11 protein-coding genes are annotated in these 13,717 nt (G+C 74.1%); 4 read left to right on the forward strand and 7 right to left on the reverse strand.

Translation table 11 applies throughout. The features are described 5' to 3' along the window. Position 1 precedes the first annotated feature (1 nt). Positions 2-661 carry an endonuclease NucS gene (gene nucS / locus ACGF12_RS20225; protein WP_393031579.1) on the reverse strand — a complete coding sequence of 220 codons (660 nt, stop codon included), beginning with the start codon at positions 659-661 and terminating at the stop codon, positions 2-4. 480 nt (positions 662-1,141) lie between these two features. Here nucS and ACGF12_RS20230 point away from each other — a divergent pair, with 480 nt between their 5' ends. Beyond that, positions 1,142-1,534, forward strand: a complete 393-nt coding sequence (locus tag ACGF12_RS20230) for an SCO5389 family protein (RefSeq protein WP_045694845.1) — start codon at positions 1,142-1,144, stop codon at positions 1,532-1,534. A gap of 64 nt (positions 1,535-1,598) precedes the next feature. Here the strand turns inward: ACGF12_RS20230 and ACGF12_RS20235 are convergent, their stop codons facing one another. Beyond that, positions 1,599-2,909, reverse strand: a complete 1,311-nt coding sequence (locus ACGF12_RS20235; protein WP_393031586.1) for an LLM class flavin-dependent oxidoreductase — start codon at positions 2,907-2,909, stop codon at positions 1,599-1,601. Between the two features lie 273 nt (positions 2,910-3,182). Between ACGF12_RS20235 and ACGF12_RS20240 the strand changes: the two genes are divergently transcribed. Next, entirely contained in the window at positions 3,183-3,503 is a 321-nt protein-coding gene (locus ACGF12_RS20240) for an ATP/GTP-binding protein (RefSeq protein WP_393031589.1), read from the forward strand. Positions 3,504-3,527: 24 nt separating this feature from the next. Here the strand turns inward: ACGF12_RS20240 and ACGF12_RS20245 are convergent, their stop codons facing one another. Both ACGF12_RS20245 and ACGF12_RS20250 read right to left on the reverse strand, forming a co-directional pair. After that, positions 3,528-4,295, reverse strand: a complete 768-nt coding sequence (locus tag ACGF12_RS20245) for an ABC transporter permease subunit (protein WP_393031592.1) — start codon at positions 4,293-4,295, stop codon at positions 3,528-3,530. Between the two features lies 1 nt (position 4,296). Then, a complete protein-coding gene (locus tag ACGF12_RS20250) occupies positions 4,297-5,301 on the reverse strand; it encodes an ATP-binding cassette domain-containing protein (RefSeq protein ID WP_393031595.1) in 1,005 nt (334 codons plus the stop codon). A gap of 144 nt (positions 5,302-5,445) precedes the next feature. On the opposite strand from ACGF12_RS20250, the gene ACGF12_RS20255 reads away from it, so the two are divergent. Both ACGF12_RS20255 and ACGF12_RS20260 read left to right on the forward strand, forming a co-directional pair. Continuing rightward, positions 5,446-6,243 carry an alpha/beta fold hydrolase gene (locus ACGF12_RS20255; RefSeq protein ID WP_393031598.1) on the forward strand — a complete coding sequence of 266 codons (798 nt, stop codon included), beginning with the start codon at positions 5,446-5,448 and terminating at the stop codon, positions 6,241-6,243. After that, complete coding sequence (locus ACGF12_RS20260; protein WP_387617157.1) at positions 6,240-6,551, forward strand: hypothetical protein; 312 nt, start codon at positions 6,240-6,242, stop codon at positions 6,549-6,551. The genes ACGF12_RS20255 and ACGF12_RS20260 overlap by 4 nt, the downstream gene beginning before the upstream one ends. A 210-nt stretch (positions 6,552-6,761) precedes the next feature. Here ACGF12_RS20260 and ACGF12_RS20265 read toward each other — a convergent pair whose 3' ends face one another. The 3 genes from ACGF12_RS20265 to mce all read right to left on the reverse strand — a co-directional run bounded on the left by ACGF12_RS20265 (position 6,762) and on the right by mce (position 13,487). Next, on the reverse strand, positions 6,762-7,691 hold the full coding sequence (locus ACGF12_RS20265; protein WP_387617155.1) for a cellulose-binding protein: 930 nt from the start codon (positions 7,689-7,691) through the stop codon (positions 6,762-6,764). Positions 7,692-7,808: 117 nt separating this feature from the next. Further along, complete coding sequence (locus ACGF12_RS20270; protein WP_393031602.1) at positions 7,809-12,503, reverse strand: hypothetical protein; 4,695 nt, start codon at positions 12,501-12,503, stop codon at positions 7,809-7,811. A 540-nt stretch (positions 12,504-13,043) separates the two neighbouring features. Beyond that, the gene (mce, locus tag ACGF12_RS20275; protein ID WP_387617270.1) at positions 13,044-13,487 is read right to left on the reverse strand and encodes a methylmalonyl-CoA epimerase; all 444 of its coding nucleotides are present in this window, start codon (positions 13,485-13,487) and stop codon (positions 13,044-13,046) included. Between the last annotated feature and the right edge of the window lie 230 nt (positions 13,488-13,717).

Genomic DNA, 13,717 nt, shown 5'->3' on the forward strand with positions numbered 1-13,717 from the left:
ATCAGAACAGCTTGAGCTTGTCGTCGTCGATGCCGCGCAGCTCGTCGTAGTCCAGCACCACGCAGCCGATGCCCCGGTCAGTGGCCAGGACGCGGGCCTGGGGCTTGATCTCCTGCGCGGCGAAGACGCCCTTGACCGGGGCCAACAGCGGGTCCCGGTTGAGGAGTTCGAGGTAGCGGGTGAGCTGTTCGACGCCGTCGATCTCGCCGCGGCGCTTGATCTCGACGGCCACCGTGGCGCCGTCGGCGTCGCGGCAGAGGATGTCGACCGGGCCGATCGCGGTCGGGTACTCGCGGCGGATCAGCGACCAGCCGGTGCCGAGCACCTCCATCCGGTCCGCGAGCAGCTCCTGGAGGTGCGCCTCGACGCCGTCCTTGATCAGGCCCGGGTCCACCCCGAGCTCGTGGGAGGAGTCGTGCAGCACCTCCTCCAGCGTGATGATGAGCTTCTCGCCGGCCTTGTTCACCACCGTCCAGACCCCGTCGGCCTCCTTGAGGGCGCACGGCGGGGACATCCAGTTGAGCGGCTTGTAGGCGCGGTCGTCGGCGTGGATGCTGACGCTGCCGTCGGCCTTGACCAGGATGAGCCTGGTGGCGGAGGGCAGATGGGCGGAGAGCCGACCGGCATAGTCGACTGAGCAGCGGGCAATTACGAGACGCACGGTCGACCACGCTAGCCCACCGGGGCCAGTTGATGCGATTCCGCGACGACCGGGTGAAGAAACCGCGAACCCCGCGAACATGGAGGTTCGGCGGTCCCGCCACCGTCCGTCGCGCTCTGGCGCCCACGCCATCAGGCCGCTACGGTGTGTGACGGCACGGCTGCGGGCTTGTGTCAACGGGGATGGAGACTTCAGATGAACGATCCGACAGGATCTGGCCATTCTGGTGCACCACCGCGTATTTGTGGAGCAATCCCCAGGAACGACCAGCCTGCTCCGCCGTTGACTGCCACGCTGTTCTGACGCGGTCGGTGTCCGGGACGTCACGTCCCGTGGCGCCTCCGCCTTCGCAAACGGTGCCGGAAACGCCCGTCCCACGGTGTTCCGGACATCACCTGCGATTTCGCCCACCCTCACTGTGAGCTTGGACTACGCATGACCACCCGGGCGCCGCGCGGGTGGACCGTGAGAGGAGAATCCATGTCGCTCGACGTCTCACCGGCCCTGCTGGAGAAGGCTGAGCGGGGCGAGGTCGACGAGCGGGAATTCGTCGACTGCGTCCGCGTCTCGCTGCCGTACGCCTGGGACCTGATCAGCTCGCTGGTCGCCCAGGCGAAGGTCGACGGCACCGACTTCGCCGACAACCAGGTACCGCCGCCCAGCGAGCAGGCCCGCGGCCAGCTGCTGCGCGCCCTGGCCAGCGATGCCATCCGGGGCGCCCTGCAGCGCCACTTCGGGGTGCGGCTGGCGTTCCAGAACTGTCACCGGGTGGCGGTGTTCCTGCCGTCGGAGGCCAACGAGGCGCGCTACGACCGCTTCACCTCCGTCCGGGAGCAGCTGCTCAACCAGTCCGAGGAGCTGCGGGACTGCTGAGCCCGGCGGTGCCGGCCGCCCCCGTCCCCCGGTGCGGGGGGAGGGGCGGCGGCCAGGCCCGGTCTCAGGCGAGCTGCGGCAGCACCTCGGAGCCGAGCCGGGCGATGTTGTGCAGGGTCGCCTCGCGGTCGCCGCTGCCCTCCGCGAGCAGGGCGAACCGCCGGACGCCGGTGCGCTCGGCGGTGGCCAGCAGCCGGTCGGCGCACTGCTTCGGGGTGCCCACCGCGTGCAGGTCGCAGAGGAGTTCGGTGTACTGGTGCGGGTCGCGCATCTTCCGCTCGCGGCCGTCCACGGTGCGGTGCGCGCCCAGCCCGTACTCGAACCAGCCCGGCATCGCGTTCAGCAGGGTGGCCCGGGCCTGCGAGGCGCGGTCGTCCACCTGGGCCACCCCGGCCGCGACGTGCTGGCGGCTGATCCGGCGCAGCTGCTCCTCGCCGCGCCCGGCGGCCAGCCAGGCGGCGCGGTAGAGCTCCAGCATCCGCAGCTTGTCGTCGTCGCCGGAGTGCATGCCGAGCAGCATCGGCAGGCCGCGCTCGGCGGCCAGCCGGACGCCGTTGGGCGAGGTGCAGGCGACCACCACGGGCGGGCCGGCCACCGGCCGTCCGGCGGTGGTGAGTTCCTCGCCGGGCCCGTCGATGTCCTGGCGCTGGCGCGGGAAGCGCACCGGGCGGGAGGGCTCGTCCAGACCGAGCCAGCTGCCCAGGCCGGGGCGCCGCAGCGACTCGGTGGCCTGCGGCACCACCGGCACCTCGGGGAAGGAGAACTGCGGGCCGTCCGCGCCCACCCGGGAGCCGCGCAGCCAGCGCAGCAGCAGGTCCAGCCGCTCCGGGAAGCCGTTCTCGTAGGCGTCCACGCCGCTGCCGAAGACGTCCAGGTCGATCCACGGCCCGCCGCGGCCGACCCCGAGCGTGAAGCGTCCGCCGGAGGTGAGGTGGAGCAGCGCGGCCTGCTCGCCGAGCGCCACCGGGTGGCTGGTGGAGAGCACGCTGACGGCGGTGCCGACGCCGATCCGGCGGGTGCGGCCGAGCAGCAGCGCGGCCAGTGTCGCGGCGTTCGGGCAGACCCCGTACGGGACGAAGTGGTGCTCGGCCAGCCAGACGCTGTCCAGGCCCGCGTGTTCGGCCTCGACGGCGGCCCGGACGGTGCGCTCCAGCGCCTCGCCGTGGGTCTGCCCGGGGAACTGCGCGGACAGCAGGAACGCGCCGACCCGGACCGGGGCGGTGTCCGGCGGCAGCGCGCCGGTGAGCTGCGCGGCGGTCAGCGGTTCGCCCGCGACGGCGGTCGGTGGCGGCACGGTGGTCAGCACCGGGCCCGGGGCGGGCGGCCGGACGCCGACGGGCCGACGGGTCTCGGCGCGGGGGCTGGTCTTGGTCATCGGGGGCCTCCTCGGGTGCACGCAGGGTCTGCGAGCCCCGCCTGTTCCCTTCGTGGGTATCCGATGTCATGTGCCAATGGCACGCGGAACCCTGAATTTCGCCGGTGGTCGGGTGGATCTCGGCAAAAACGCCGGACCGCCGGCCGAACCCGTGATAGAGGCCGTTCAAAGGGGTCGGGCACCACCGGACCCGTTTCTCGGGCCCCTGCCGGGTCCACGGGGCAGGCCATAGGCTGGAACGACTTCGAGCCCCCGGAAGAGAGGCAGTCCGCCGTGCCCCGCCGCAACCGGATCAAGATCGCCGCCCCCCGCGAGAGCGCCGAACCGACCGCCCCGCGCGGCGGATCGCTGCGCCGTACCGAGGACTACCAGGGCGAGGACTGGGTGGTCCAGACGGTCGCCGGCACCGCGGGCCGGCACTACCGCTGCCCGGGCTGCGACCAGGAGATCCCGTCCGGGGTGGGCCACGTGGTGGCCTGGCCGGTGCACGGCGCCGGGGTGGACGACCGGCGGCACTGGCACCGGGCGTGCTGGGGGGCGCGTGAGCGCCGGGCCGCCAACGTCCTGCGAGGCCGCGGCGCTCCGCGCTACTGACCGCCCCCGGGGGGCCGAACTCCCTCACGCGTCGCGGTTCTTGAGCACCAGCGCGCCGCCGACCAGGGCCGCGGCGGTCCAGGCCAGGCAGATCACGAAGCCCGCCCACGGCCCGTACGGCTGGCCGTTCTGCTCGTACACCAGCAGCATCCGCGAGCCCGCGTAGTCCGGGAAGTAGTGGGCCAGGGTCTTGACCTTCGGTACCGCCGAGAGGATCGGCGAGAGCAGGAAGAAGAACGGCACCAGCACGCCGAGGGCGAGCGTCTGGTTGTGCAGCATGGCGGTGATGCCGGCCGAGAACAGGCAGAGCATCGTCAGGTACAGCGCGGCGCCGAACACCGCGCGCAGCACGTGCGGCTCGCCGAGAGTGGTGGAGTGCGTGCCGAGCAGCGACTGGCCGACGAAGAAGGTGACGAAGGCGGTCACCAGCGAGACCGTCAGGGCCAGCGCGCCGAGCACCGTCGCCTTGCCGGTGAGCAGGGTGCCGCGCTGCGGGACGGCGGCCAGGGTGGCCCGGATCATGCCGCTGCTGTACTCGTTGCCGATCGCCAGTACGCCGAAGACGATGATGGCCAGCTCGCCGAGCATGATGCCGGAGAAGGCCGTCCCGGTGGCGTCGAAGGTGGCCTGCTCGTGGCGCCGGAACTCGGTGAAGTTGCTGTTGGTGAGCAGGGAGAGCAGCGCGCCGATGCCCACGGTGACCACGAAGGTCAGCGCGAGGGTCCAGACGGTGGAGCGGACGCTGCGGATCTTCGTCCACTCGGAGCGCAGGATCGCCGGGAAGGACGTCATCTCAGTTCTCCTCCTGCCGCACCGCGGCGGCCGGCCGCTTGCCGTCCGCCTTCCACCCGGCGCCCCAGGGGCCGGGCGCGCCGGCCGCGTCCCGGCCCGGGCCGTCGCCCGCGTGGTACTCCACCGCGTCCGCCGTCATCTGCATGAACGCCTCCTCCAGCGAGGCCTGCTGCGGGCTGAGCTCGTGCAGCACCACGCCGTGCGCCGCGACCAGTTCGCCGAGGTTCGCGATGTCGCCGTCGATCACCTCGTAGGAGCCGTCCGGGCCCGGCTCGTGCCGCAGGCCGGCCGCGGCGAGCACGTCGAGCAGGCGCTCGGGCTGCGGGCTGCGCATCCGGACGGCGGAGCGGGAGTTGCGCCGGATGAACTCCGGCATCGGCAGGTCGGCGAGCAGCCGGCCCTTGCCGATGACCACCAGGTGGTCGGCGGTGACGGCCATCTCGCTCATCAGGTGGGAGGAGACGAAGACCGTGCGGCCCTCGCCGGCCAGGCGCTTCATCAGGTTGCGGATCCAGAGGATGCCCTCCGGGTCCAGGCCGTTGACCGGCTCGTCGAACATGACGATCTCCGGGTCGCCGAGCAGGGCGGAGGCGATGCCCAGGCGCTGGCCCATGCCGAGCGAGAAGCCGCGGGCCCGCTTGCGGGCGACCGGGGTGAGGCCGACCAGGGCGAGCACCTCGTCCACCCGGCGCGCGGGGATCCGGTTGCTCTGGGCGAGCCAGAGCAGGTGGTCGCGGGCGGTGCGGCCGGGGTGGACGGCCTTGGCCTCCAGCAGCGCGCCGATGTACTTGAGCGGCTCGCTGAGCTGCCCGTAGTGCCTGCCGTCGATGGTGACCCGGCCGCCGGTCGGGCGGTCGAGGTCGAGGATCATGCGCATGGTGGTGGACTTGCCGGCGCCGTTGGGGCCGAGGAAGCCGGTGACCACCCCCTGGGGGACCTGGAAGCTGAGCCGGTCCACCGCGAGCGTCTTGCCGTAATGCTTCGTCAGGTCGTGCAACTCGATCATTCGCGCTCCCTTACTCCTTGTCAGGCTAGGACAAAGCGGATGCTGTGGCCCGTTGAGTGGGGCGCGCAGAGTGGGCCCGCAGGGCGCACCGGAATACGGTGGGCGCATGAGCCAGCGAAGCGAGCGAATCAACGAGGTGGGCGCGTGAGTCAGCTCCCCTCCGCAGTGTCGGTCCGTGAGAGCGGAACCGGAACCCCTCTCGTGCTGCTGCACGCCTTTCCGTTGAACGCCTCGATGTGGTCCACCCAGCTGGACGCGCTGCCCGGCCTGACCGGGGACGAGGTCCGGGTGCTCGCCCCCGACCAGCGGGGTTTCGGCGGCACCGAACTGGGCTCCGACGAACCCTCGCTGGACCCGGTCGCCGACGACCTCGCGCTGCTGCTGGACGCGGCCGGGATCGACCGCGCGGTGGTCGGCGGGCTCTCCATGGGCGGCTACGTGGCGCTGGCCTTCGCCCGCCGACACCCGGACCGGCTGGCCGGGCTGCTGCTGGCCAACACCCGTGCCACCGCCGACACCGACGCCGCCCGGGCCAACCGGGAGCGGATCGCCGCCGCCGTCACCGCCCGGAACAGCGTCCAGCTGCTGCTGGAGGAGAACGTGGCGGCCGGGCAGCTCGGGCCCGACTCGCAGCACCTGGTGGAGCGGGTCCAGGCGATGGTCGCCGCCGCGCCGCCGGCCTCCGTCGCCTGGGCCCAGCGGGCCATGGCGGCCCGCCCGGACTCCCTGGAGGTCCTGGCAGGGCTGCGGGTGCCGCTCTCGGTCGTCGCGGGCGCCCAGGACGCCTTGGTGGCCCCGGACGAGGCCGAACAGATGCTGCAGGCCCGCCCGGACGCGGAGCTGACCGTCGTCCCCGGGGTGGGTCATCTGAGCGCCCTGGAGGCCCCCGGGGCGTTCGACGCCGCCGTCCGCCGGCTGCTCGCCCGGGTGGCCGCCGGATGACCCCTGACGCGGCGGGCTGGGACTTCTCCGCACTGGAGGTGACCGGCCGGATGCCGGTGACCAACCGCGGCGAGGGGCTGGTCGAACTCACCCTGGAGCCGCTCGGCGAGGACTACTGGCTGCGCCCGGGGGAGACCTTCATCGTCACCTCGTACGGCGACTACGGGCCCGGGCACCCGTTCGAGGTGCAGTACTGGCCCGACTCGGTGTCGGTCTGGTGCACCTCCTGGTTCGGCACCGTCTCGGACGACGAGGGCAACCAGCTCAGCAGCGGGCACCAGCGGCCCGACGGGGCCTACCCGAGGTAGTGACGGCGGGAAAGCCGGCAGGCCCTCACCCGCACGGGTGAGGGCCTGCCGGCTGTGCTGGGCTGTGCTAGTCCGTGCTAGTCCGTGCTCGCCGCCGGGCGCTCGTACCCGATGCCGACGTTCCTCGCTCCGGCGCTCGCTTCGCTCGCTAGTCGCTCGTCGCTTTCGGCATCGGCGCGCCCTTTGGCTCGCACGGGGTGTCGCCGGTCGTCAGCGCGACTGCTGGGCGGGCACGCCCATGGTGTCGTCGTTCGGCAGCGAGGCGGCGGCCACGGCCGCGCCGGTCAGCGTCGCCAGCATCTCGCGGACGTTGGTCAGCTGGGCGTTGATGCTGTCGCGACGGTTGGTCAGCGCCGCCAGCTCGCGCTCGGACTCGCTGCGGATGCGGTCCGCCTTGGCGTTGGCGTCCGCCACGATGTCCTCGGACTGGCGCTGGGCCGTCTCGACGGTCTGACGGGCCCGGCGCTCGGCGTCGGTGCGCAGCTTCTCGGCCTCCAGGCGCAGCTGCTCGGCCCGGTGCTCGATCTCGGCCAGGCGCTTCTCGGCCTTGGCCTGACGGGCGGCCAGGTCGCGCTCGGACTGCTCACGGCGCTTGGCGAGGTTGGTCTCGAACTCCAGCGCGGCCTGAGCGGCCTTGGTGCGGGTCTCCTCGAAGAGGGCGTCCGCCTCCTCGCGCTTGTTCTGGGCGTCCTTGTTGGCCTCGGCGCGCAGCTGGGCGGAGTCGCTCTTGGCCTTGTCGACGATCCGCAGACCCTCGTCCTCCGCCTTGGCCTTGCGGTCCTTGGCGTAGTTCTCGGCCTCGGTGCGGACCTGCTGGGCGGCGGCCTCGGCCAGCTCGCGGTGCTGCTCGGAGGCGCGGTGCGCCTCGTCGCGCAGGTCCTTGGCCTCCTCCTCGGCGAGCCGCAGGATCTTCTCGACCCGGGCGCCGAGGCCGGCGTAGGACGGCTCCGCATCGGCGACCGCCGCCTGGGCGGTCTGGGTCTCCAGGTGGAGCTCCTCGATGCGCTTCTCCAGCGCGCTGATCCGGGTCAAGGCACTGTCACGGTCGGCCACCAGCTTGGTGATCCGCTCGTCGACCTGGGCGCGCTCGTACCCACGGCGCACCAGGTCGAAGCCGTGAGGGGAGTGACTGTCGCTCATGGGACTCTGGGCTTCCTGTCGTCAAACCGCTGAGGTGGTTGAGGGAATCCTGACACGGTACCGGAGTGTCGACGGCGAAATGCCGTTCTCTCACGGACAATGACCGCCAATGTCCGCTCAATCGGGTGGTGCGTTCTTGGAGCGATTGCCACCCGACCGGGGGGAGCCAACTCCGGCACCGGCCTTGGCACCCCCGTCCTTCTTGTTGTTGCTTCCCCCGTTGGCCTGGGCGACCGGTGACGGTGCCTCGAAGGCCTCCAGCGCGGACAGGACGTCCTGGACCCTGGAGATCTCGGTGTTGATGTCCTTGCGGCGGCGCACCAACTCGTCCAGCTCGCGCCGGCCCTCGTCGGTGACCCGCTTGGCCTCCGCCTTCGCCTCGGCGACCAGCCGCTCGGCCTCCGTCTTCGCCAGCTCGATCTGCTCGTCGGCGGTGCGGTCGGCGTCCCGCAGTCGCTTCTCCGCCTCGGCGGCGGCGCCCTCCAGCTGCTCCTCGGCCTCGGTCTCGGCCGACTGCAGCTTGGCCTCGGCCTTCTCGATCAGCGCCTCGGCGCGGTCGGTGGAGTTGGCGAGCTTGGTCTCCGCCTCCTTGAGCAGGCCCTCGGCCTTGCGGACGGCGGAGAGCCGGACCTTGCTGGCCTCCGCGGAGGCCTCCGAGGTCAGCTCGCCGGCCCGCTCCTCGGCGGCCGCGACCAGGGCGGCGGCGCGCTCCTCGGCCTCGGCGACGGTGGCCACCGCCTGCTCCTCGGCCTCGGTCAGCTGTTCCTGGGCGGCCGTCACCAGGGCGTCCACCCGCTCGCCGGCCGACTTCATGGCCGCCGCGTTCTCCTTGCGGGCACGCTCGTGCAGCGCCTCGACCTCGGCGTCGGTGCGCTCGCGCAGTTCCTCCGCGCGCTCGCGGATGGCGGTGGCGTCCCGGCGGGCCTCGGCGAGCAGCGCGTCGGCGTCGGAGCGGCCCTTCTCGACCTCGGCCTGACGGGCCGCCTCGCCGGCCGCGACCAGGCGGTCCGCCTCCTTGCGGGCGGCGGCGACCATCGCGTCCGCCTGCTCCTCGGCGGCGGCGGTGGTGGCCAGCGCGGTGGTCTGGGCGTCCTCGCCGAGCGCCTCGGCGTCCGCGAAGGCCTTCTCCAGGACGGACTTGGCGTGGTCGCGAGTGGCCTTGTCGAACTGCTCGGCGGCCTCCCGGGTCTCCGCGTCGTAGGCGTCGGCGCGGGCGTGGGCGGCGCTGTCGTACTCGTCGGCCAGGGCGCGGGTGGCGAGGGCGTACTCCTCGGCCTCCGCGCGCAGCCCGGCGGCCAGCTCCTCGGCGTCGGCGACCGTACGGGCGCCCTGGGCCTCGGCGTCGGCCACCGTCCGGGCGGCCTGCGCGTCGGCGTCCGCGCGCAGCTGTTCGGCGGTCTCCTGGGCGGCGCGCAGCTCGGCCTCGGCGTCGGCGCGCAGCTGCTCGTCGTAGGCCTGGGCCTCGGCGCGGCGGCGGCCCAGGTCGGCCTCGGCGGCCTCGCGCTCGGCGGCGAGCTCCAGCTCGGTCTGCTCGCGCAGGGCGGTGGTCTCGGCCTCGGTGCGGGCGCGCAGGTCGGCGGTCTCCCGGTCGGCCAGCTCGCGCTGCTCGGCGGTCTCGCGCTCGGCCAGGTCGCGCTGGTCGGCGGTCTCCCGGTCGGCGAGCGCGCGGACCTCGGCGGCGTACCCGTCGGCCGCCTCGTGCTGCTCGGTCGCGTACTCCTCGGCGGCCGTGCGCTGCTCGGTGGTCTCCCGGTCGGCGAGGGCGCGGGTCTCGGCCGCGTCCTGCTCGGCCCGGTCGCGGGTCTCGGCGGCCTCCTGCTCGGCGGTGGCGCGCAGCGCGGCGATCTGCTCGGCGGCGGCCTCGTGCAGGCCGGCCACCGACTGGCGGACCTCGGCGGCCTCGTCCTCGGCGGCGGCGACCAGCTCGGCGCCCTCGGCCCGGGCGGCGGCGACCACGTCCTCGCCGTCGGCCGCGGCCTGCTCCAGGACGGCGGTGGCCTCGGCGCGGATGCCGTCGGCGGTGGCGCGGGCCTCGGACAGCTCGCGGCCCGCCTCGGCCCGGACCGTCTCGGCCTGTTCGTTGGCCAGCGCCAGTTCGGCGGCGGCCTTCTCGCGGGTGGCCTTGGCGTCCTGGGCCGCCTCGGCCCGGCGCTGCTCGGCCTCGGCGCGCTGGGCGGCCGCGTACTGGTCGGCGCCCTCGCGCTGCTCGGCGGCGTACCGGTCGGCGGCCTCGCGCTGCCCGGTCGTCTCGGCGGCGGTGCGCTCGGCGAGCTCGCCGGCGTGCTGCTCGGCCTCGGTGCGGACGCGGTCGGCGTAGGCCTCGGCGCTCTCACGCTGCTCGGTGGTCTGCTGTCGCGTCAGGGAGCGCAGCTCGGCCGTCTCGCGGTCGGCGCTCTCGCGCTGCTGGGCCGCGTACTGGTCGGCGGCCCCGCGGATCTCGGCGACGTGCTGCTCGGCCGCGGCGCGGACCTCGGCGGTCTCCTGGGCGGTGCGCTCGGTCAGCTCGGCGGCGGCCTGCTCGGCCTGCTCGCGGACGGAGCGGGCGGCGGACAGCTGCTCGGCGGTCTCGTCGCGCTCGCGCCGCAGCCCGGTGGAGGCGGCCTCGTGCTCGCGCAGGCTCTCCTCGCGCAGCGCTTCGGCGGCGGCCTCGGCCTCGGCCCGGGCACGGGCGGCCTCGGTGTCGGCCTCGCTGCGCACCCGCTCGGCGTCGGCGACCGCGGCGCCCCGGACGGCGTTCGCCTCGGCCTGGGCGTCGGCGGTCAGTGCCTCCGCGGCGGCGCTCGCCTCGGTGCGCACCCGCTGGTCGAACTCGGCGGCGTCGCGCCGGAGTTCGGCGGTCTCGCGCTCGGCGGCGACCCGGTTCTCGGCGGCCGCGGCCTTGGCGGCGGCCAGGGCGTCCTGGCCCTGCTGCTCGGCGGCCGCGGTGATCTTCTCGGCCTCGGCACGGGCCCGGGTCAAGGTCTGCTCGGCCCGCCCCTGGGTCTCGGCGGCCTGCTCCTGGGCCTGCTCGCGCAGCCGCTCGATCTCCCCGGCGGCGCCGGCGCGCAGCTCGTCCGCGTCGGCCTTGGCCCTGGTGAGCAGCTCCTCGGCGCTCTTCGCCGACTCCTCGATCTGCAGCACCGCCTGGCGGCGGGCCTCGCTGCGGGCGCGGTCGGCCTCGGCGGCGGCCTGGGCGCGCAGCTCCTCGGCCTCGGCCCGCAGCCGGGCCGCCTCGTCCTGCATCTGCTCGATCCGCTCACGGATCGCGGCGGCGTCGTCCAGGGCGGCGTTCTGGGCCTGCTCGACGGCGGCCTGGGCCTGCTCGCGCAGCCGCTGCACCTCGGCACGGGCCTCGGCACGGATCCGCTCGGCCTCGGCGGCGGCCTCGCCGCGGGTGACCTCGGCGTCCTGGTTGGCCTGGCCGAGCACCTCCTCGGCGGTCTTGGCGGCCTTGGCGAGGTGGACGGTGGCGTCCTTGGCACCGGCCGCCCGGCCCGCCTCCTCGGCCTCGCCGCGCAGCCGCTGGGCGTCGGCCTCGGCCTGCGCCCGCAGTTCGGCGACGTCCCGTTCGGCCCGGGCGCGCAGCTCGGCGATCGCGGCCTCGGCCTCGGCCTTCAGCTGGGCGGCGACCGACTCGGCGGTGGCCCGCAGCCGCTCGCCCTCCTCGGCGGCGGCGGCCTTGGCGGCGTCCGCCTCGGCCTGCTTGGTGGCGGCCTCGGACCGGACGGCCTCGGCCTCGGCCCGGATCGTGGAGGCCTCGGTGGTGGCCTGGGCGACCATCCGGGCCACCTCGGCCCGGGCGGTCTGCGAGCGCTGCTCGTTGGCGGCCTCGCCGTCGGCGACCTTGCGCTCGGCGGCGGCCTCGGCGTCGGCCTGGAGCTGCTCGGCGGCCTGCTCGGCCTGGGCGCGCAGCTCGGCGGCCTCCCGGCGGGTGCGCTCGGCCTCGGCGATCGCCTCGGCGCGCAGCCGCTCTATCTCGGCCTTCGCGGCGGCGAGCTGCTGCTCGGCGCGGGCCTGCTCGGCGGTGGCCTGCTCCTTGAGCCGGCCGATCTCGGCGTGGGCGACGGCCAGCTGCTGCTCGGCGGCAACATGGGCGGCGGCCAGCTCCTGCTGGGCCTGGCCGCGGGCGGCGTCCACGTCGGCGGCGGCCTGGGCACCGGCCTGCTGGGCCTGCTCGGAGGCGGCGCGCAGCAGGCGCTCGGCGTCGCTCTGGGCCCGCTGCAGGGCGGCCTCGGCGGCGGCCTGGGCCTCGCCGCGGGCGGCGTCCACATCGGCGGCGGTCTGGGCGCGGGCCTGGTCGGAGAGCGCGGCTGCCTCGGCACGGGCGGCGGCGACCATCCGCTCGGACTCGGCGCGGGCCTCCTGGAGCAGGCGCTGGGCCTCCTGCTCGGAGCCGGTCCGGGTCTGCTCGGCCCAGCCGTTCAGGTGCTGCTCGGCGGAGCGGCGCAGCTCGGCGAGCTCGTCCTCCAGCTGGCGGCGGCGGGCGGTGAGCTCGGCCTCCAGTCGGGCGGTGCGCTCGGCGGCCTCGGCCATGATCCGCTGGGTCGCGGCCTGGGAGTCGCGCAGCTGGCGCTCGGCGTCGGCGCGCAGCTGCTGGGCCTGCATCTCGGCGGTGCGGAGCATCTGCTCGGCCTGGCCGGAGACGGCGTCGAAGGCGCGCGGCTGGGCGAGCATGCGACGGGATTCGTGCAGCTTGGCCCGGAGCACCTCCACCTGGTAGGCGAGGTCCTCGGCATGCTCGACTGCTTTGTCCCGCTCCTTCCGAGTCCGACCCATCTCGGCCTCGAACTGGGAGAGGTGATCGTCAACCTCGTAGCGGTCGTTGCCCCGCACTCCGCGGTCCCATCCATCTCCTGGTCGCGTCCTCGACCCGCCCGGTTCCGGGCTCCCGTGTCCGGGGCGCCGGTCCGACTGGTCCTTGCATCCGCGGTCACCGGACGAACCCCCGCCAAGCCGGGGTCGTCCGCCGCGATCGTCGGAATCCTCGGTGCGGGAGCGCGGGTGTACCGCGTTCCCCCGTCCGGGTGGACTCCTGGGCGAACTCTTGCCTGTGGAGAATGGTGACAGATCCGTCTTGCGACTGTTCAGCCGTGCCCGCGTACTGGACTCCCCTGCGACGGGCCGACCACCGGAGGGCGGACAGGCCTGTCATCGGCCGTGCCCGTCGCCTCCGTGCCCCGGAGTCTTCGCGCACCTGGGCATTGTAGTGGGAGCGCGCTGCGGGGGAATGGCCGCGTGGGGGTTTTCCGGCTGTCGGACCAGGTTACTGACGGGTCGCTAGGGTCCGGCGCCGTGCTGCCGCCCCGCGCGGGCGGCGCCGCCGGGGGTTTGAGGCGGCGCCACCAGGGGTTCCGGGCGGCGCCGCCGGGGGTCTCAGTGCCCTTCCTGGGCACCCGGCTCGGCCGAGGTGACCAGCTCGGTCAGCACGCCGCCGCAGTCCTTGGGGTGCAGGAAGGTGATTCGCGAGCCCATCGAGCCGATCCGCGGCTGGTCGTACAGGACCCGGACGCCCTTGCCCCGGATGGCCTCGGCGTCGCCGTCCACGTCGGCGGTGCCGAAGGCGATGTGGTGCACGCCCTCGCCGTTCTTCTCCAGCCACTTGGCCACGGTGGAGTCCGGCCGGGTGGGCTCCAGCAGCTGGAGGTACGAGGCGCCGCCGTCGTCCGTCCCGTTGATCCGGAGCATGGCCTCGCGGACGCCCTGCTCCTCGTTGACCTCGCTGTGGAACACCTCGAAGCCGTAGGTGGCGCGGTAGAACTCGACCGTCTTGTCGAGGTCGCGGCAGGCGATGCCGATGTGGTCGATACGGGTCAGCACGGCGACCTCCGGGGCCGGTAGGGAAGAAGGTGGCACCCAGTGCAGCGTACGGCCCTTCAGGGGCGCCAGTGCCGGACGTGCGAGCCTGCTCACACGGCGCAGGGTTCACCCGGAGTGCGTTGACACGGTGTTGACTGGATGGTGCCAGTGCGCTCGATCACACCGTCGCTCCGGTGACGGGCGGAAAACAGGTCAGTACATTGAGCGCATCCTCACCTGGCCACGACGTG

The organism is Kitasatospora sp. NPDC048296 (assembly GCF_043201815.1).
Classification (GTDB): domain Bacteria; phylum Actinomycetota; class Actinomycetes; order Streptomycetales; family Streptomycetaceae; genus Kitasatospora.